We start from the raw sequence: 19,706 nt of genomic DNA, 5'->3' as shown, positions 1-19,706 counted from the left end.
GAGACCCAGGACATCGAGGTGACGCCGATCCGCGAACGGTTCGACGTTCCACACGCCAACCGGCAACGATACCAGCGACGCATCACCGACCCACAATCGGGCGATGCCGACCGCCGGCCTCGACCCCCATCGGCGAAGCAACGCCACCGGCGACGCTAGATCACTACCGGCGGACCCGGGTCGGTCGCACGCGCGGGACCGGGAATCAGGTAGCGCAAAGTGTCGATGCCGGGGGTGACGCAGGTGCCGTCGTCGACGACCAAGCCGCGCGCGGTGGCGATGCCATCGCGCGGGACCGTGTTCGTGTACGGGGTGAACGCGCAGCTCACCGTTTCGGCGGCCGAGGCAACGGCGGGATCCGGCTGGAACGCCACCAGCGCCAGCGCGCCGACCACGGCCGGTGCGCCGAAGAAGCCCTTCTTCACCTTGCCGAGCAGTTTGCCGCGGCGGTCGTCATCGTCGTCATCATCGAGCGCGTGCCGCGGCGCACCACCGGTCGGACCCGCGGGCCTCGGCGGCTGCGCACCGGGCGGACCGGCGACGAACCCAGCGGGGCCCGGCGGCTGCGCGGCGGGCGGTGCCGTGGGTTGCGCACCCCAGCCGACCTGCGCGGCGACCGCCTGGCCGGGATGGTTCGGCTCCGGGTAGTCGTCGTCGTCTTCGTCGGGGTCGGGCTCGGTGACGAGCAGATGCGCGGCACCGAGTACGAGCGCGTGCATCGGATGGTCGGCCACGTGCAGACGCTGGCCGAGGTGGTTCTGGAAGGCGAAGCGCAGGGCGTCGTTGAAGCAGACATTGCCCGCCAGCAGCACCGTCGAGGTGTCGGCGCCGATCGAGCGGGCCGCGGCCATCGCCTCGATCACCACGTTGTCGGCCGTGCGGGCATCGCGCAGCGCCTCGGCACCGACCGCGACCTCCGTCGATTCGGTCGGCTGTTCGTCGTCGCCGTGCACCGCGACCACCAGCAGCGAGCGGCCGTCGGAGTAGATCCCGGTGGCGCCGACGCCGTCGCGATGCCGCTCGCTGGGCGGGGACACCAGGCCGAGCGCGCGCACATAGCCCGAGAGCGCGACGCTTTCCGGGAGTGGTTCGACGATCACGTCGAGCTGCTCGACGAGCGCCGCGTACACGTCGACCTTGTCCTCGGGCCAGCTGTCCGGATACGGCAACGCGACCACCTGCGGCTTGCCCTGCAGATGCTTGCCGATCGCGGCCAGGGGGTTGTAGAGCCGGGCCCGGAAGACGAGCTCGGCGGGCCAGGTGGCGCCGGCGATCACGATCTGCGGATGGCCGAGGATGTCGCGCACATCGGCGATCGCCATCCCCAGATCCGGTCGCTGCCGGTCGACACCGGCGGTGTGCAGCCTGCCCGCGGCATCGGCGAGCAGGTAGGCGGGCGGGGTGTAGGTGCCCTCGACCTGTACCGGGCGGACCGGGCTCGCACCGCCACCCGCGGCCACGGACACCACGTCCCACCCCAGATGTAGGGCCCCAACTCGAACGGTCACAGGATCAAGTGTGCCCGGTCGGCGACAGACACGCGCATCTTGCCCACCGAAATGGGTTTGACCTGGCCGATCATGCCTGTGCCTTCTTCAGCCGTAGGCGGCTCCAGGTGAACAGCGCGATGATCGAGGTGATCACGATGAGCATCACGATGTCGAGAATCCAGATCCCGATCGAGTGGGTCCATAGTGAGTCATCCTGGGTGCCGAGGACCAGCTCCTTCAAGTTCACCGTCGACGCACCCGCCGCGTAACCCCAGCGCGAGGGGAACAGGTACGACACCTGCTCGAGGCCGACCCGGTCGGTGACCGGGATCAGGCCGCCTGCCATCACCAGCTGCACCATGATCATCACCACGAGCATCGGCATGACCTGCTCGTTGGACTTGGCCAGGCTCGACATCAGCAGGCCGAACACCACACAGCACACGGCCGTCATCGCGATGTCGAAATACAGCTCGACGCTGCCGCTCGGGATCAGCGAACCCTGGCCCGGCGCCTTCTTGCCGATGAACGTGATGCCGATCAGCACCGCCGACTGCAGGAACGCGGTCACGCTGAACACGACGATCTTGGCCATCAGGTACGCCGATGGCAGCAGGCCGACGGCGCGCTCCCGCAGGAAGATCGACCGTTCGCCGACCAGGTCACGCACCGTGAGCGTGGCACCCATGAAGCACGCGCCGAGGATGAGCACCACCAGCAGCTGCTGTGCCTCACCGCCGCTGGCCCGCCCGAACGAACCATCGGGCATCTGCATCAAAGGCGCCTCGGTGAACCCGTCACTACCCGGCACCACCAGCGACAACGCGCCGAGGATGAACGGCAGCACCACCAGGAACGCCAGGTATCCGCGGTCGGCGAAGATCAGCCGCAGCTGTCTGCGCATCAGCGTCGAGAACTGACGCATCCCGTTCGACTGCGGCGGCGCACCCACATTGCCGCGGTTCGGTTGCGCGGGCGGTGGTGGCGGCACATGCGCCTGCCTGGATCGATACTTCGCGAAGGCCTGGTCGGGGTTGGCCGCGACCTCGGCGAAGATCTCCGCCCAGTCGCTGGTCCCCATCGCCGCACCGACCCCACCCGGATGTCCGGCGAACGCCGTCTTACCACCGGGCGCCAGCAGCACTACCTGGTCACACATATCGAGGCAGGCGACCGAGTGCGTCACCACGATCACCACGCGGCCGGCGTCGGCCAGCTCGCGCAGCATCTGCATGACCTGTCGATCCAGCGCCGGGTCGAGGCCCGAGGTCGGCTCGTCGAGGATCAGCAGCGACGGACCGGTGAGCAGCTCCATCGCCACCGACGCGCGCTTACGCTGACCACCGGAGAGCCGGTCGACCCTGGTGTCGGCATGCTGGGTGAGCGAAAGTTCTTGCAGCACACCGTCGATCACCTGCTGCCGGTCGGCCTTGGTGGTATCCGGCGGCAACCGCAGCTCGGCGGCGAAGCCGAGTGCCTGGCGAACGGTGAGCTGACGGTGCAGCACGTCGTCCTGCGGCACCATGCCGATGCGCGAACGCAGCGCCTCGTACTCGGCGTGCAGGTTGCGGCCCTCGAAGGTCACCACACCGCCGGAGGGCTGGGTATTGCCCGCGATCAGCTTCGACAGCGTCGACTTGCCCGCGCCCGACGGTCCGATCAGCGCGGTCAGCGTCCCACGACCCGCCGTCATGTTCACATCGACGAGCAGTTGCTTGTTGTTCTCGACCGTGAACCCGACCCCGTGCACCGACAGACCCTGCTCAGCGACCGGCTTCTGCCGATGCGCCAGCGCGCCCTGGGTGACGACGAAGTCGATATTGCCGATGGTGACGATGTCGCGCTCGCGCAGCACCGAGCGCTGCTGGCGGTGACCGTTGACGAAGGTGCCGTTGGCCGACCCGAGGTCCTCGATCACCAGGCCCTCTGGCGAGGAAAGCAGCTTCGCGTGCGCGCGCGAGGCCAGCGGATCGTTCACCACGATCTGGTTGTCGGAGGTGCGGCCGATGCTCAGGCCACCGGGCGGAATGCGGTCACCCCGCGCGACCGGTTCGGTCGAGGCGGCCTTGCGGACCGGCGGCAGCATCGACGAATCGGCGCGGCGGGTCATGTTGATGTTGTCCTGCGGCTGCGCGGGCAGCTGCGAGGTCGGCACGTATTGCGGTTGCGGTGGTTGCGGGCGCGAAGGCGGCTGAAAACCGGGTCGCTGCTGCTGCGGACGTGACTGTGGCTGGTGGGGCTGCTGCGGCTGCGAAGGCGGCGCGACCATGGTCGCCGCGTGGCGCGCCCCAGGCGCCGCGGGGACCAGGTGTAGCAGCGGGCCGGTAATGGCGTCACCCAGGCGTACCTGGGTGGGCCGGTCGATCGATACGGGCTGGTTCAGCCTGCGCGCGTCGACGAAGACGCCGTTCGTACTGCCGTTGTCGGCGAGTACCCAGGCGCCGTTGCTGAATCGTAGAGTGGCGTGCACACGCGAGACCAGCGGGCTGTCCACGAACAGGGTGACCTCGGGCGCGCGGCCCATGGTGATCTGCTGACTCGCTTCGAAGACTCGTTCGGTTCCATCATGGCGCACGGTGATGGTCTGCGCCCCCGGTGAAGACATGGAGCGGATACTATGCCATCGCCCGGACATCGGCGGTGCCCCCGAGACGGCTTGGAGCCCGATCCGGCGATCGACCTGCACGTGTATCCGGCCGACCAGGGGGACTGATGCCGAAAGCCCAAGTGTTCATTGCGATTTCTGTCGTGCTATGCGCGCTGATGGGTGTCGGCTGCACACGGGCGGTCGACGGGCACGGAGTCTCCGTCTACGACGACCCGTTCCAGGTGGCGGGATTGCCAACCACCGGTGGGCCGAACGGCCCGCGAACCGGCATCGCCGATTCGACCCTCACCGCGGAAAATGGTGACGACGGCGACGTGGACCAGTTGGCGCTCAACGCGATCGACGACATCCAGGCCTACTGGCAGGCCGGCTTCGGCACCGAGTTTCCCGGTGAGACGTTCGACCCGGTCGAGAAGCTGATCTCCTGGAACGCGCGCGCTGCCCGCAGCCAGGCGATCGAATTCTGCTCCGAAACCACCTATCACCTGGTCAATGCCGCCTACTGCCGCAGCGACAACTCCATCGGCTGGGACCGCGAGATGCTGCTGCCCACCATGAGCGAGACCTTCGGCCCGATGTCGGTGGTGATGGTGCTCGCCCACGAATACGGCCACGCCATCCAGACCATGGCCAAGATGGTCACCAAGAAGACGCCGGTCCTGGTGAAGGAACAGCAGGCCGACTGCTTCGCGGGCGCGTTCATGCGACACGTCGCCGAAGACAAGTCGAAGCACTTCACGATCAACACCTCCGACGGCCTGAATTCCGTACTGGCCGCGACTGTTTCGATTCGCGACTCCGATCCCGACGACCCGGAGAGCGTGCACGGCTCGGCCTTCGAACGGGTCACCGCCGTGCAGATCGGGTTCACCGACGGACCGCGCGGCTGCAAGGGCATCGACGAGGACGAGATCGACTCGCGCCGCGGCAACCTCCCGCAGAGTTTCTCCGGCGACAGCGGTCGCGGCGAATACCCCGTCTCCAAGGAAAACCTGGTCGAGCTGAGCAAGGCGCTGCAGGCGATCCTGCCGGTGGAAGAGGCACCGACCTACGACTACGCGGGCTCGCGCATCGACTGCGAGGACGGCACGATCACCGACCCGGTCACCTACTGCCCCGCCAAGAACACCATCGCCACCGACGTCGCGGGCCTTGCCGACCGCGGCGCCACCGACACCGACGACGACGGCCCGCTGCCGGTGAAGGTCAGCGGCGACTACAACGGCTACGTCGTGTTCATCTCCCGCTATACCCTGGCTGTGCAGCGCAGCCACGGCCAGCAGCTGACCGGCGCGAAGACCGGTCTGCGCGCGGCCTGCCTGTCCGGGGTCGTCACCGGGAGACTCGCCCTGCCCGGCCGTCCGGTGAGCCAGGGCGACATCCAGCTGTCCGCGGGCGACCTCGACGAAGCGGTCTCGGGCCTGCTCACCGACGGACTGGCCGCCAGCGACACCGAAGGCAAAACGGTGCCAAGCGGATTCTCCCGCGTCGACGCCTTCCGCGCGGGCGTCCTCAACGGCGAAACCACCTGCCTGTCCAGGTATAGCTGAGTTATTGGAGCGCTGGCGCGCTCGAGCGCGGCCCCCTGGGGCCGCGAGTTAGCCACCGTTGCTGGCGGCTGCGCCGCGGACGCAACGGCGGCTAACTCGCGGCCGGGCCGCTACGCCGCTTCGCGGCGGACCCTCCTCGAGGTCGGGTCGTACGGGGTTGGGAATGCGGTAGGTGTCAGCCGAAGGGGGGTGGGGCGGCCGGTTCGTAGCGCAGCACCCGGTTGCCGATCATGACTTCTGTGCCGGGGACGAGCACCATCGGCTGATTCGGCGTGAGGCGGATCCAGTCGCGGTAGCCGGGGTGCCTGCTGCGAGTTCCGTTGGTGGAACCGCGATCGATGAGCTGCACATCCCAATTCACCAGGTGCACTTCGGCATGCGCGCGTGACATGCCACCGGAGGTGTCGTCGATGCGCAGCGGGATGAGTCCGCGCAGGGCCGCGTCGGAGTTCTCCGGGTCACGCCCGATCACCGCGTCGGCGGCCATCAGGTAGGTCATGCCGTCGTCGAGCACGAGCATGCCCAGCGGTGGGCGAACCACCTCGGCGAGCGCTTGGGTCTGGTCGACCGGCATGCCGCACACCGTGCAGAACGCCGAGCGGGGATCGCTGGGATGCGCACGCGCGCACTTGAATCCCATCACCCGCACCGCCAGCACCGTCGACTTGGCCGTGGCTTCCAGCCTGCGCTGCAGGTCGGGATCGGGATCGGGCGCGGGATTGGTTCCGGAGTGCCGGGTTTCGGCGGTGTGCGGGTCGACGACAGGTGTGTCGACGGTGCCGTACGCGGTGCCGGTGACAGCGTCCAGCATCGACGTAGCCGGTTGCATTCCGGTCGCCGGCTGCTCGACAGGTCGTGAATCCGGTTGCGGCGCACGTGGTTCCCGGTCGATGCGCGCGGTAGGCGGTGGTGGCCTCCGGGTCTGACCCGCCGGTTCCGCGGTCCGCACCCGGCTGCGCACATCGTTGGACCACATCACGGCCCCGCCCGCCTGCGCGATTCCCTCGACGAGCCAACCGATTCCGCGTTCCGGCGGCAGATCCGGGATGCGCCCCTTGGCATCGTCGACGAACAGCGCGACCGCCTTCGCCGGCTCCGAGGCCACCCGGTCGACGGTGAACGCCGCGTCGCTACCGCGGTAGTACTCCGGGCCCCGATCGTCGGTGAGGACAGCAGTCACCGAACCGTGCAGGAAGATCGCCACGCCACCGTTGTCCGCGGCCGAGAGCACCCCGAAATCGATCGGCACACCCGGCGAGATCTGCTCGGCGTACTTCATGAGCCATCGGGTTGCCTCACGCGCCACCACCGAACCCGGCCCCGACGGCGCTTGCTCGTGCGCGTCACGCACCAACTCCGCCAGCGATTCCAGCGCGATCGCCGCGGTATCACCGGGCGTGATCTTGCCCTGCCCCCGATGGGCGACCACGATCACCGCGCCCGCGACCCGCGCGACAGCGTGACTTCCGAGCACCACTTCGACCTGCCGATCCCTCACAGGTATCGGCCTCTACCGGAACTGCGCAGCAGGGGGGTCGCCATGTCATCCAGAGTATGGCAAGCACCCCACATCGGTCCCCCTGGGCGGGTTCGGTCCGGTAACTTCATACCTAGTGGGCGCAGCCGCGAAGCGTTCCTCACCCCTCTTGCGCATAGCCGCAGCGATGGCGAAGGGACGCATATCGCGGGAGGACATCAAGGGGCTTGTGATGATCGATTCGACCAAAATTCGCATCGCGCTCGCCTTGGGTGGCGCCCTGATCACCCTCACCGGCTGTGCGGTCAGCGGCACACCGGTCGCCGGTGAGCCCGATGTGCGTGGTCTGGAGACCGGCACCTTCGCCACCGACCGGCACACCTACCCCGACACCGCGGGCAACAAGGGCGCGCTCGTCGAGGGTGCGCGGATGTCGGCTGCGGTAGTGCCCGCGGTGGGGATCGATCCTTCGCTGTCACACGGACGAGGCGGTGTTGTCGTTCCCGATGTCGAACGCGCGCTGGATTTCGTCGCCAATGTCTCCAAACCTGTTCTGGAGAACCGCGAATTCATCACCGGCTACGTCGCGCTCGGCGCCGATAAAGCCGATCCCGACGGCGAAACCCGCCCCGGCCCCGACGCCACGGCCCTGACCACCGCCCTGTTCCGGTTCCCCACCGCGGCCGCCGCGACGCTCGCCGCGCGCGAACTCGAGGACGTCGACCTGGCCGTCTCCCCCGAAAACCGCAAACTCGCCTCCGCCGAATACCCCGACGCCTAACTCCTTCACCTCCTACCCCCTCACAACACCTCGTCAACAAGGCAGCCGACCTCACCGCGCGCCAAAATCTGGTCCACGCAACAGGAGTCGAAGCCCACGCGGTCGTCGACGGCGGCGCCGTCACCCTGGTAGGCGACCAGTTCGTCGGCCAATCCCGCATGCGGGGGCTCATCGATTCGGCTGGCCATTACGACCCAATCACCGCCCCAGCCGTCGTTCCCACCGCGACCTGCCTGAGACAACGACAACGACAACAAACGACTACGTCTACCGCTGCTACGTCGCCTACAAGCGCTACCTGGCGATGGTCACAGCGCCGACGGTGACCCGAGGTCCGCCAGAAGAGAAGAAGATCACCGCCCAGTACGCCGTTCACGAAACGAGTAATTCTGTCTCGTGATCCATGCTCTTGCGAACATGGCCTTGGCCGCTTCGCGGCCTTCCCGTGGCAGTCTCACTGCCCGGCGCGGAGCCAGGTCTGACATGAGTTCCAGCGGGCTGCTCCCGAAGCAACTCTCCGGGGGTTCCGCCAGCGAGGGCGGCGAGGTTCTGCGCGGCGTTGTGGTCCCGGTCGAGCACCAGGCCACACGCCGTGCAGGCGTACATCCGTTCGGAGAGAGCCAGCTTGGCTTTCGCTGTGCCACACCCGGAACAGGTCTTGCTGGAAGCGAACCATCGGTCCGCGACGACAACACCGACACCCGCAGCGTCCGCCTTGTAGGTCAGTTGGCGCCGGAACTCGGCCCACCCGGCGTCCGTAATGTGCCGTGCGAGACGACGGTTACGCACCATGCCAGCGACGTGCAAGTCCTCGATTCCGATGACATCGAAGTCGCGCACCAGTCGCGTGGTGATCTTGTGCAGGCTGTCCCGACGTTGGTTCCCGACACGGGCGTGCAGCCGGGTGACCCACGCCTGTGCCTTGCCCCATCGATTCGACGGTGTTTGCCCTGTGCGCCTGTCCGGCCCCTGCCGGCGGGCTGTGACTCGCTGCGCCCGCCGCAGCGCCTGCTGCGCCTTGTCGAGGTGGCGAGGGTTGGCGATCTTCTCGCCGGTCGACAAGGTTGCGAGCGCCGAGATGCCGAGGTCGACACCAACCACCCGTTGCCCGCCACGCGGGGCAGCATCGGTGTCGGGCAGCTCGACCGAAAACGAGATGTGCCAGCGCCCCCGCTGGTGCGAGAGCGTCGCCGACATGATCCGGGCGGTACCGGTCTCGATCCTTCGGGAGAGCTTGCGGGTCGACTCGTGCGTGCGGATCTCACCGATCCGCGGCAGCTTCACATGTCGACGGTCGCGGCCGATCCCGAACGCTCCGGTGGTGAACCGGCACGACTGGCGGGCGTGTTTCGACTTGAACCGCGGCATCCGAGCGCGACCGTCGCGGCGGTTGCCGAGCGCGGTCGACAAGTTCGCGCAGCCGGAGGCGTAGGCCTCCTTGCTGTTCTCCGCCCACCACGGCGCAACCTCGCCCTTCGCCTGGTTCCAGGCTTTGCGCAGGCTGTACGCGGAGGTGTTGATCCACGGCGTGCGGTCCGCGTCGGCGATCCCGTAGGACTCCTCGGCCTTGCGCTGGTTCCAGTTCGCTTTCACCTGCGCAAGCGCCCAGTTGTAGGTGTACCGCTGTGCCCCGCAGTGCGAACGAAACTGATGTTGCTGCTCGGCCGTGGGGTCCAGCGCGAACAGATACGCCCGGATCACTCAGTATCCCGGTGGGCTTCGGTCGCGGCGATCGCCGCCTCGGCTCGGCGTCGGGCGGACCTGCGGCCATATAGCCTGGCACACATGGACGTGAGCACGTCAACCATGTCCTGTACCAGGTCGTCGGGCAGTTCGGCCTCGTCGAGGACGACGAGAGTGCGCCCGGACGCAGCCAGGGCTTGCTCGACGTACTCGACCCCGAATCGTGCGAGCCGTTCGCGGTGCTCGACCACGATTGTTTCGACGGTCGGGTCGGCCAGCAGCTTCGCCAGCTTGGGGCGGTGCCCGTTCAGTCCCGAACCGATTTCTGAGACAACACGATCCAGGACGAGCCCTCGCTGCGAACACTCGACCGCCACCCGGCCGACCTGTCGTTCGAGGTCTTCGGTCTGGTCACTGCTCGGCACGCGGCAGTACGCGACCGTCAGCCCGGTCGAGGCTTGCGGCGGCTCGACCAGGATCGTCCCGGTCGGCAGTTGACGGGCAGGAACCGGCAACGTGCCAGCGTGGAACCATTTCAACGCTGTCCGATAGGAGATGCCTTGCACCTCCGCCCATGCCCGCAATTTCATGTCGTCATTTTTACATAGAAGAACATAGAACGACACATATTGACCTACAGCATCGAACCCTGCTGGCCAGCTTGTGAGTTCGCTCAGCCCCACTCCTCGAAAGCGGTGAAGTAGGATTCCGCCGACAATCGTTTCGGGGAGGAATGATCGCGTTGCGAGCCACGAAAGTCGTCGGAGTCCTGGCGACCGCACTGTTGACCACTGTCGTCACCGCCTGCGGTGGTCCCGACGAGATCGTCGCCACCGACGCTCCCGTGGACCTCGCCACCCTCGACGTCGGCAACTATCCGACCCAGCCCCGCCAGATCGGCACGGTCGCGAACATCGACCAGGGCCGCTTCATCGAGGCCGAACGCCTCGGCGACTTCGTGCCGACGCCCGCCGATATCGACCCCCGGTTCGTGCACACCAATCCGTCGATCGCGTCGGTCTTCCTCGATGCCGAAGCCTCGCTCGGCAAGATCATGGCCGTCGACCGCTTCGCCGAGATCGCCCCCGATTTCATCGGCGGATTCGTGAGCTCAGCGGAGACCGAGCCCAACAATATGGGACTCGACATGGTGAACGCGGTCATGATCTTCCCCGACGCGCAGAAAGCCACCAACGCCGCCATCGAGCTGGAGAAGCTCGACTTCGGCTACGCCCCGAACAATCAGCGCATCGAGATACCCGGTTATCCCGCGGCGATCGCGCATTGGCAGCCCGACCAGCAGTCGATCGGATCCTGGTTCGCCACCGGCCATTTGGTGATCTACACCTGGTTCTACGACTACCTGAAGATCTGGCTGGAGAAGGTCGACAAACAGGCCATGCTCGATCTCACCCGCAAGAGCCTCGACACGATCGTCCCCTCGGTCGCGAAGTTCACTCCCACCACCGGCGACCTGATGACCTTGCAGCGCGATCGCGACGGCATGCTCGGCCGCACCGCACCCCGCCCCCGTGAGGATTCCTGGATCAACCCGCCGGGTGTCTACGCGGGCCGCACCGCCCGCCATTTCGTCTCCAACCCGGTGAGCGCCGCGAAAATGATCGACGACTACGGCATCGACCTCTACGCCAACGACGGCGCCGAGGTGTACCGCGCCCGCGACATCGCAAGCGCCCAGGGTGTCCGTGACGAGCTCGGCGGCGTCACCCGCAAATTCACCGCCTCCGCGCCACCGAAGAACCTGCCCAGCGCCCAGTGCAAGGAATACATCGGCAGGCAGCAACGGATCGCGATCCGCTTCTATTGCACGGTGTCCTACGACCGCTACGCCGCCTACGTCTGGTCGAATCAACTCCTCGACGCTCAGCAGCGAATCTCCGCCCAGTACGCATTGTTGGTGAACGCCCGATGAGAATCAGATACGCCTTGCTCGCCGCCACCCTGACCACCGTCCTGACTGCGTGCGGCTCAACGCTGGCAGGGCAGGCGCTGCCCGGCGAGTTGGATGTCCGCACCCTCGACGTCGGCTCGTACCCCACCGAGCCACTCAATGCCCACGACGACGATCCCGTTCCCCCTTTCTACGAGATGTACGAGGTCGCGGCGATGCGGATCGCCGACTACGTGATCAACTCCGGCGAGATCGACGCCCAGATGATCTACGGCAAACGCGCGACCACCCTCTCCGCCGGCCTGATGCCGTCAGCCCTCGGCGACGAGCCAACGATGTCGGACATCGCGAAGAAGCACAAAATGCTGTACGGCTTCGAATCCAGCGGTGCCGCGAAGGATTCACTCGTCACAACTTCTGGCGACTGGCCGACGAAGAAGGCAGATAACAGGCTTACCGCCACCACCATGGTCATGCAGTTCCCGGACGTGGACCGCGCGGCCGCCGCGGCGAAAGAGTTCTATGACGCCGACTTCGGCAGGCAGGAAGGCCGCAACCAACCAGTCGCGCTCCCCGCACACCCCGCGGCACTGTCACATTGGCGTCCTGACTCACCGTTCCTGCGCACAGTCCTCCCCCACGGCCCCTATGTGATCGCCTTTCTGCTGTCGGTGCCCACCCCCGACCAACAGGAGCTCGCCGCCCTCGCCTCGAACGCCTACACCGAGCAGATCGAGGCACTCGCCAAAACCACTCCGTTGACCGACGAACAGGTCATGGCCCTGCCCTGGGACCCCGACCACCTGCTGATGCGCACCCTCAACCCGGACCAACTGGCCGGCCCCGACGGCTCGGGCTACTACGTGGTCACCGGCAAACACGGCATCCTGCACTATTCCGGCGACCAACTCCCGACCGATCGCCACTACGTCGACGAACAGCTCACCAAGATGAGCGCCCAACAGGTAGCCCTCGTCTGGCGCTCGATCGCCATCCGTACCCCCGACGAGCAGACCGCCCGCCGCGCGGTCACCGAGAAGATGTTCCCGTGGAAGGCGGAAGGCGAAGCCGCCAGCCCACCCAACCTCCCCGATTCCGCCTGCGTGGAGAACAAACGCCCAAGCGCCTACAAACGCTTCAGCTGCATCCTCGCCTACAACGAATACGTCGGAATAGTAAGCGGCAACCAGCTTTTGGATGCCCATCAACGTGCGGCCGCGCAATATGCGCTATTCGCCAACAGCCGATAATCCCACACCGGCCGACCCTGACGGAGTCCTATATGCTCCAGCCGGGAAAGCGGCAGTGTGCGGCATTGAGTCAGGAGATCGTAAAAGATGGTGATGAGCCACGGCACCATCGTCGGCGGGTACCGCGTGCAGCGGGTGCTCGGCGCCGGCGGCATGGGCACGGTTTACCTGGCCAAGCACCCCAGCCTGCCACGGATGGACGCGCTGAAGGTGCTCAGCGCCGAACTCAGCCGCGACCCCGAGTTCCGTGCCCGCTTCGAACGCGAGGCCAACCTCGCCGCGGGCCTGGACCACAACAACATCGTCTCGGTCTACAACCGCGGTGAGGAACACGGCCAGCTGTGGATCGCCATGCAGTACGTCGACGGCACCGACGCCGCCGCCGAACTCGCCCGCGACCCGCACGCCATGACCCCGCTGCGCGCCATGCGCATCACCACCGAGGTCGGCAAGGGTCTGGACTACGCGCACCGCCGCGGCCTGCTGCACCGCGACGTGAAGCCCGCCAACTTCCTGCTGTCGAACAGCGACGAAGACGAAGAGCGCGTCTTCCTCACCGACTTCGGTGTCGCGAAGTCCACCGACGACGCCACCGAACTCACCCAAACCGGCAGCTTCCTGGCCACCATCGCCTACGCCCCACCGGAACAGCTCAGCGGCGCCGCCCTCGACCACCGCGCCGACATCTACAGCCTCGCCTGCGCCTTCTACAAACTCCTGACCGGCCAAAACCCTTACCCCGCAGCACAACCCGCCATGGTCATGATGGGCCACCTCCACGAGCCCCCACCCCAGGCCACCCGAATCCGCCCCGGCCTCCCCCACGCCATCGACCACATCTTCGCCCGCGCGATGGCCAAAAACCCGGCCGAGCGTTTCGCCACCTGCCGCGAATTCACCGACGCGGCCGCGAACGCGCTCACCCCCGGTTTCAACCCGACCGGACATCACACGTCGCCGACGTATCCGATCCAGGTGATGCCGCCCCGCGAGCACACCGATCCGCGGGCGGCAGCGTCGTTGCCTGGTCTGACAGCTTCCACACCGAACGCCCGCAGCACGACCAAGCGCGCGGCAGTGATCGGCGCAGCGCTCGTACTCGTCGTCGGAATCGGCACCGGCGTTGGCATTTGGGCCGCCGGCGGATCCGATCCAACGACCGGCACCACGACCAGTACATCGGCTTCGGCGCTGCCGCCGATCGAGCAGGAACGCAAGGACAATCCCCAATTTCTGGGCAAGACTGTCACGCTCCTCAACGTCACGCAGCAACCCCACAAATTCGGAATCTATTTGACCGGCAGCCCGCAGACGCAGTTCCTGGAGAAACTCGGTTTCGTTTACAACTTCAAGTACACGAATACCGAAGGGGTTCCGTCACCCAAAGAGGTATCGGACAGCTCGAGCGCACTCGAAGCACCGGACGATAGCTACGTCATCGTGCTGCGTAGCGACGAGAAAGCCGGCGGTGGCGGGCTCCTCGGTCTCCCGTACGGAATAACCAGTTCGCGCGCAATTGTCATCCCTATCGACGATCCTAGTACGGTATCTGCCATGCAGAATTGGTCGCCCGAATCCGAGGAACTGATGATCAGCAAGCTGGTTCCCGTGCTTAAAACAAAGATCAGATAGAATTTCAATAACCACAATGGGGGATGCTTTGCGTTCTGAACTGAAATCATCAACCGCGCCGAGAAAGCGAGCATATAGAGCTGCAGTAGGTGCTACAGTTTCTGTCGTATGCCTGCTGGCGACAGGTTGCGGGGGCAGCGAAGCGATCCCGGTGGCCGCCCCAGAGGTGCAGGTCGACCTGAGTCGGCTCGACGTGGGAAACTACCCGAGCAAACCAGTTCCTTTGGGAATGGCCAAAACCGACGACGAGGCAGCCTTGGTCGAAGCGCGACGCATCGCCGAGGTTATGCCCCTACCAATAGACATCGATCCAGCGCTGAATTTTACGAACAGATTCAATCAGAGTCGCACCTTCACAGATGTATCGCAGTATCCATTGTCGCGTGATCTACTCATGAGCCGCGAAGATTTCAACACTTTCGCACCTGGATTCATTTCCGGCTATTACACCGAGGGAAGAACGAATTTCAACACAAATCTCTCGTGGTCGTTGAATAACTACACGCTTCTGTTCACGGACGCCGAGGCAGCAAAGAAGGCCGTGGGCGCCTTGGGCGCCAAGCACCAGGAAATTCTCGGGGTGAACTATGAAGGCACTCGACTCGCACGATTTCCGGAATCTCATGCCGTATGGACGCCGCGAGCTGATGCAATCTACGTATGGCATTCAGTAGATAAATTCTTGGTACTGACTATCATCAGAGACACCCTCAGTGATCAGATCGGATCCGACGACCTGCCCGGGATGCAAGCCAGAGCCGAGAAGGTCATCGCGGCTATTCAACCGCGTTTGTCGAAGTTCACGCCGACTCCACGCGACAAATGGGGGACACTGGACCGTGATGTCGACGGAATGCTCGCGATAACAGTCCCTGCCACTAACGACTCCGTGACCAATAGCGCCACGATACCTACTGCATATCAGAAGTACGGCGCATTGCAGGTATCGCTCAACATCACCGAAGACCAGAAATTGTTCGACGAAACAGGCGTTGACGTGGCCGCTTTCAATGGCGGGGAGCTATACCGAACCAAGAATGCAGATTCCGCGCAACTTTTCGAGAAGCGACGGGGTGAACGCGGCCGGATGTTCATTGTTGCACCGAGCCCCCCCGGGCTGCCGTCGGCCAAGTGTCACGAAAATCGTGAGAAATTCCGCGGCACCAATCCCCGATACTACTGCACAATTAGTTTCGGTCGATATGCAGCCGAGATTTCCGCAAATCAACTTACCGATGCACATCAGCGCATTTCGGCCCAGTACTCACTATTGGCGAACTCCAAATAGAAGCCAGGCGGAAGCTAGGACAGGCTATGCATAAACACATTGCTAAAGCGGCAGCCGTGGCTATTATTTCGTCACTTTTTGCGTCAGGCTGCGGATCTCACGTCGGCGGAACAGCGGTTGCTGGCGAAATCGATGTCCGAACCCTGGATGTTGGCAAATACCAGACACTCCCGGTTAGCGCCTACTACGAGTACAGGCACGGCTACAAGAACGGCCAGGAACTCGCAGCTATGCGACTCGCCGACCATCTCGTGCTCGGCACGGAAGTTGATCCGAGTTTGAAATACGGATCTTGGGGTTCATTTACATCCGAAAGCTTATTGAGCGAGTTCAGCGACACGGTGAAACCTACGCTCAAGCAGCACCGGTTGCTATACGGATTCAGCACCGGTAGCACCGATAAGGAGCACTTCGATCTGTTCACACTGTCGCCCGGCGATGATGTCCTCGCAGATTATCAGCGCTCGCTCAACCCGACATATTTTGGGATGCGTGTCATGCAGTTTCCCGACGAGGACGCTGCACGGCGTGCGGCCGAATCGGTCGAGCTCCTCGACTTCCAGGTAGCCCCTGACCAGAACCAGAAGCTGACTATCGACAAGTACCCAACAGCACATGCACACTGGCGGCCCGGGGTCCCCAGCATGGCCGCGATTATCGCGCGAGGCAGCTACGTAGTCAGTCTGCAGGTTGGCCTGCCGTCTCCCGATCTGTCACAAATGAAGGATCTCGCCAGTCGAGTCCTGGATGCCCAGTTGCCGCGGCTCGACAAATTGCCGCCGCTCACGCCGATGGAAATACTGATGCTCGAAAACGATCCAGCCCACGTGCTGGAACGCGCATTGAACCGCGAACAGTTGGGCGGGCCGGAAGACACTCGGTCAGCATCCTATGGCCTCCAAGGCTTCCTCCAGGTCCAACGTGCGGAACAGGAACATCAGGCCCTCTACCAAGAGACCGGCGTAGAGCACATCGGGATCGGTTGGGACGCAACCGTTTTCAAGGCACGCGACGCCTCAGCTGCGGAGAAGTTCCAGGCTGGGATGTTCGAGGGCCCACGCTTCGGTCCAGCGAACTCGCCTTCGGCGGTGCCCGCTACCACCTGCATCGAGAACAAGGTCACCTCCAGTGACATCAAGCGGTTCTCCTGCTCGGTGCGTTACCGGCAGTACGTCGGGGTTGTCAGCAGCCACCAGATCAACGACGCGCACCAGCGCTCGGCTGCGCAGTACGCCGTCTTCGCCAATGCCCAGTAGCTGACGTTGCATACCTGCTCCTGTCCAACAATGACGGCGGGAGCGGGGTGTGCAGACGGCGTCGCGATCGGTATGGTGATACGCGAAGTGCCGCTGGCCTTGTGACTCGGGCTGTGGCAGGGGAAGGAGGGGGACAGATTCGCGGACATGTAGGCCTCGTGTCGCCGAGCGACGGCGGGGCCTGTATCCGCAGGTACAGCAGGGCGGACATCAACGTCATCCCGGGGGCCGAAAAAATCTCGGAAGATGTGGGAACCGATTCGCCCTGGCTCGCGTCCAATCATATGAACGGGTCGACCGGAGCAGTTGCTCTCGACTCCCAGCAACCGGAAGGAACACACCATGGCGGGTCAGCTCAGTGCCAGTGCAACCGAAATTGACAATTTCGTGAAGACCTCCGAGTCGAAGCACCAGGATCTGCTTACCGCGATCACGGCGCTGAAGGCGCTGGAGGACCAGACCACCGCAACGTGGAGTGGTGGCGCCCGCGCGGCGTTCGACTCCTTCATGGAGCGTTACTACTTCCAGGCCGACAAGCTCAACGACAAGCTCCTCGAGACCTGTGAGAGCCTGCGAAATGCTGGCAAGACGTACGACGAGCAGGACCAGGACTTCGCCTCGCAGGTGAAGGCTCAGGTCAGCTCGCTCGACCTGCCCGCACTCTGATCCGATCCCACCACACTTAGTAAGGAGCTATCGATGGCAGGCAACGACGTCACGCGGATTTCCGCTAACTTCGGCGAGGTCGAGGCCGGTGCTCAGCGCATCGTCTCCGATGCCCGCGGCATCATGACCCAGCTGGAAGACTTCCACAAGCAGGTCACCGACTTCGTCACGAACAACTGGGCTGGTGACGCGAACGATGCGTTCACCCAGCTGCAGGCGCAGTGGAACACCCACGTGCAGCAGCTCAACACCACCCTTGAAGGCGCGGGCACGCTCGTCCAGAGCGGCAACTCGGACCTCAAGGGCACCGACACCGCCCTCGCGGGTCTGTTCTGAGCCAAGCACCATGCAAGTCAGGCCCCGGCTCAGCCGGGGCCTGACTTGTTTCAACAGCAGCCGCGACTTCGAGTTGGCCCTCTTCAGACAGACAGTGTTGCTCACCGTCGCGTGATTCTGCGTTCTTAGAATCCTGCGCGCTCGACGTACTTCAAGGCGGATTCCTTGTCCTTGAATCCCGACAACAACGTGTACAGCTTCGTCGTCGTGTTGAAGGTCTCCACCGTGGCTCCACCACCGGGGATCGTGTCCTCGATGCGGAACTTCTTCTCGCCCTTGTCGATCAGCCACTCCGGGTGCTGACTGCTCCACTGACGGAGCAGTTTGTCCGGGTTGGTGTCGATCCAGGCGATCGGGTAGCGGTCGATGTCGACGGCGGTCCTCAGGAGCCCTACTGTCAGGCTGTTCTTGGCCGGCACCGTGAACACCACTCGCACTGCGTACGGGTCGTTGCCGATCGGGGCCTTCTCGGTGATGTTGTTGACGGCGACGACTTCACGCAGGGGTGCGGGCAATGCTTCGAGGACGGTCTTGGCGTCGGCCGAAACAGGTTGCGGGGCTGCCTTGCTCGTCGTTGGCGCAGGCTTGGAGGTGCTCTTTGCTGAGGTGGGGGCCGAGGGTGCTTCCTGGACTGCGGATGGGGGCGCTGCGACTGTTCCCGCTTCGTCGTCGCCTCCGCTCGAGACAGCGACAACCCCAACTACCAGTGCGCCGACCACCACAACAGCGCCACCGACCAACACGAGCGGCGATTTCCACCACGGGTTCTGCTGCGGCGGCTGGGGCGACCACCCCTGCTGCGGCTGCTGACCCCAACCTTGTTGCGGGTGGAGCTGACCACCCTGCTGCGCACCGTACTGCGGCTGCATGCCCTGCTGCGGCTGCATCGGCGGATACGGCTGCTGTCCGGCGTACTGCTGCGGCGCACCCTGCCCCGACGCCCAACCCGGACCTTGCTGCCGCGGTGGATAAGTCATGGTTTCCCCTCCCAATTTCACAGGCCGCACCCGACGAACACGCGACCCGCAGCGAGCGTACTTGCGCACGCCTCCGAACCCGAATCGAGCGGTCTCCCAGCGATCAATGAACCTGTGGGCACGGAAGGCCCTGGGAAAATCATTGCAAGAAATTTGACATGTCCGCGCAACATGCAAAGAAATCGCCGAAAACTTTACATATCAGCGCGGTCGGAGTCCCAACCGAGGGCGAGCCCGACGGGGCGAGGACCACGTTCGTCCAGCCGACGGCCAGTGTCTCCCCCGCTGTCCACCAGCCATAGGTCCGCCCCGGCGGGCCCGTCCCTACGCAGGAGGGTTCGCATGACAAACCAGCGGCCCGGAGTTGCGGAAAATATTGACCGAAATTGCGGAATCCAGAGTCCGAAATCGCGGAATCTACGTGACATAACCCCAGCATGGAAGGAATATTGACTGGTCTGGCTCCGAGGCGCATTACGGATGTCGTCTCTGATCGACGAGTATCAGCATGTGCCAGATCCTCACCGCGTCAACTCTCGAAGAGACCATCGCTCAACCCGGTTCTGGAGTATGAAACCCTCGACCTGAGCCTTCGGGTTTTGGCGATTTGGGCGGTGAGGACTCCCAAAGTGTCACCGCAGCCGGTTACCGAATTATTCACAACAGTTTCCGGCCCGGCCCGCCCGGAGGGTCTGCGGAGCATCCTCCAGTGTGTCTTCGAGCGCGGCGTTCCGAGCCTCGACCTCAGCAATGTGCTGGCCCCAGGTTTGGGTGCGGGTTCTGGAGGTCGATACATGGCT

16 protein-coding genes are annotated in these 19,706 nt (G+C 64.7%); 9 read left to right on the top strand and 7 right to left on the bottom strand.

What is annotated here, in order from left to right:
- Window positions 1-155 precede the first annotated feature (155 nt).
- On the bottom strand, window positions 156-1,508 hold the full coding sequence (locus ACFWO8_RS22170; protein WP_378954176.1) for a hypothetical protein: 1,353 nt from the start codon (window positions 1,506-1,508) through the stop codon (window positions 156-158).
- Window positions 1,509-1,578: 70 nt separating this feature from the next.
- Window positions 1,579-4,095 (bottom strand): ATP-binding cassette domain-containing protein, encoded by a 2,517-nt coding sequence (locus ACFWO8_RS22165; protein WP_378954171.1) that lies wholly within the window; start codon window positions 4,093-4,095, stop codon window positions 1,579-1,581.
- 107 nt (window positions 4,096-4,202) lie between these two features.
- Between ACFWO8_RS22165 and ACFWO8_RS22160 the strand changes: the two genes are divergently transcribed.
- Complete coding sequence (locus ACFWO8_RS22160) at window positions 4,203-5,648, top strand: metallopeptidase (protein ID WP_378954166.1); 1,446 nt, start codon at window positions 4,203-4,205, stop codon at window positions 5,646-5,648.
- A gap of 175 nt (window positions 5,649-5,823) precedes the next feature.
- Here the strand turns inward: ACFWO8_RS22160 and ACFWO8_RS22155 are convergent, their stop codons facing one another.
- A complete protein-coding gene (locus tag ACFWO8_RS22155) occupies window positions 5,824-7,146 on the bottom strand; it encodes an FHA domain-containing protein (protein ID WP_378954164.1) in 1,323 nt (440 codons plus the stop codon).
- A gap of 211 nt (window positions 7,147-7,357) precedes the next feature.
- Between ACFWO8_RS22155 and ACFWO8_RS22150 the strand changes: the two genes are divergently transcribed.
- Window positions 7,358-7,906: a hypothetical protein gene (locus tag ACFWO8_RS22150; RefSeq protein WP_378954160.1), complete on the top strand. Its 549-nt coding sequence runs from the start codon at window positions 7,358-7,360 to the stop codon at window positions 7,904-7,906.
- Window positions 7,907-7,926: 20 nt separating this feature from the next.
- On the opposite strand, the gene ACFWO8_RS22145 is transcribed toward ACFWO8_RS22150, so the two are convergent.
- From ACFWO8_RS22145 to ACFWO8_RS22135, 3 genes are all read right to left on the bottom strand, one after another.
- Window positions 7,927-8,094, bottom strand: a complete 168-nt coding sequence (locus ACFWO8_RS22145; protein ID WP_378954156.1) for a hypothetical protein — start codon at window positions 8,092-8,094, stop codon at window positions 7,927-7,929.
- A 184-nt stretch (window positions 8,095-8,278) separates the two neighbouring features.
- Window positions 8,279-9,607, bottom strand: coding sequence for an IS607 family element RNA-guided endonuclease TnpB (tnpB, locus tag ACFWO8_RS22140; protein WP_378954152.1), 1,329 nt, complete (start codon window positions 9,605-9,607; stop codon window positions 8,279-8,281).
- Window positions 9,604-10,179, bottom strand: a complete 576-nt coding sequence (locus ACFWO8_RS22135) for an IS607 family transposase (RefSeq protein WP_378954284.1) — start codon at window positions 10,177-10,179, stop codon at window positions 9,604-9,606. Before ACFWO8_RS22135 ends, tnpB begins: the two co-directional genes overlap by 4 nt.
- A 143-nt stretch (window positions 10,180-10,322) precedes the next feature.
- On the opposite strand from ACFWO8_RS22135, the gene ACFWO8_RS22130 reads away from it, so the two are divergent.
- The 7 genes from ACFWO8_RS22130 to ACFWO8_RS22100 all read left to right on the top strand — a co-directional run bounded on the left by ACFWO8_RS22130 (window position 10,323) and on the right by ACFWO8_RS22100 (window position 17,929).
- Entirely contained in the window at window positions 10,323-11,522 is a 1,200-nt protein-coding gene (locus tag ACFWO8_RS22130; protein ID WP_378954148.1) for a hypothetical protein, read from the top strand.
- Window positions 11,519-12,751 carry a hypothetical protein gene (locus ACFWO8_RS22125; protein WP_378954145.1) on the top strand — a complete coding sequence of 411 codons (1,233 nt, stop codon included), beginning with the start codon at window positions 11,519-11,521 and terminating at the stop codon, window positions 12,749-12,751. The genes ACFWO8_RS22130 and ACFWO8_RS22125 overlap by 4 nt, the downstream gene beginning before the upstream one ends.
- A gap of 93 nt (window positions 12,752-12,844) precedes the next feature.
- Window positions 12,845-14,383, top strand: a complete 1,539-nt coding sequence (locus ACFWO8_RS22120; protein WP_378954141.1) for a serine/threonine protein kinase — start codon at window positions 12,845-12,847, stop codon at window positions 14,381-14,383.
- A 16-nt stretch (window positions 14,384-14,399) separates the two neighbouring features.
- On the top strand, window positions 14,400-15,671 hold the full coding sequence (locus tag ACFWO8_RS22115; RefSeq protein WP_378954138.1) for a hypothetical protein: 1,272 nt from the start codon (window positions 14,400-14,402) through the stop codon (window positions 15,669-15,671).
- A 26-nt stretch (window positions 15,672-15,697) separates the two neighbouring features.
- On the top strand, window positions 15,698-16,927 hold the full coding sequence (locus tag ACFWO8_RS22110; RefSeq protein WP_378954135.1) for a hypothetical protein: 1,230 nt from the start codon (window positions 15,698-15,700) through the stop codon (window positions 16,925-16,927).
- Window positions 16,928-17,269: 342 nt separating this feature from the next.
- A complete protein-coding gene (locus ACFWO8_RS22105) occupies window positions 17,270-17,593 on the top strand; it encodes a WXG100 family type VII secretion target (protein ID WP_378954132.1) in 324 nt (107 codons plus the stop codon).
- Between the two features lie 33 nt (window positions 17,594-17,626).
- Window positions 17,627-17,929 carry a WXG100 family type VII secretion target gene (locus ACFWO8_RS22100; RefSeq protein WP_378954125.1) on the top strand — a complete coding sequence of 101 codons (303 nt, stop codon included), beginning with the start codon at window positions 17,627-17,629 and terminating at the stop codon, window positions 17,927-17,929.
- A gap of 125 nt (window positions 17,930-18,054) precedes the next feature.
- Here the strand turns inward: ACFWO8_RS22100 and ACFWO8_RS22095 are convergent, their stop codons facing one another.
- The gene (locus tag ACFWO8_RS22095; protein ID WP_378954123.1) at window positions 18,055-18,906 is read right to left on the bottom strand and encodes a hypothetical protein; all 852 of its coding nucleotides are present in this window, start codon (window positions 18,904-18,906) and stop codon (window positions 18,055-18,057) included.
- Window positions 18,907-19,706: the final 800 nt, after the last annotated feature.

This window comes from Nocardia sp. NPDC058480 (assembly GCF_042720495.1).
GTDB lineage: Bacteria > Actinomycetota > Actinomycetes > Mycobacteriales > Mycobacteriaceae > Nocardia.
This window is presented reverse-complemented; position numbering and strand designations above follow the sequence as displayed.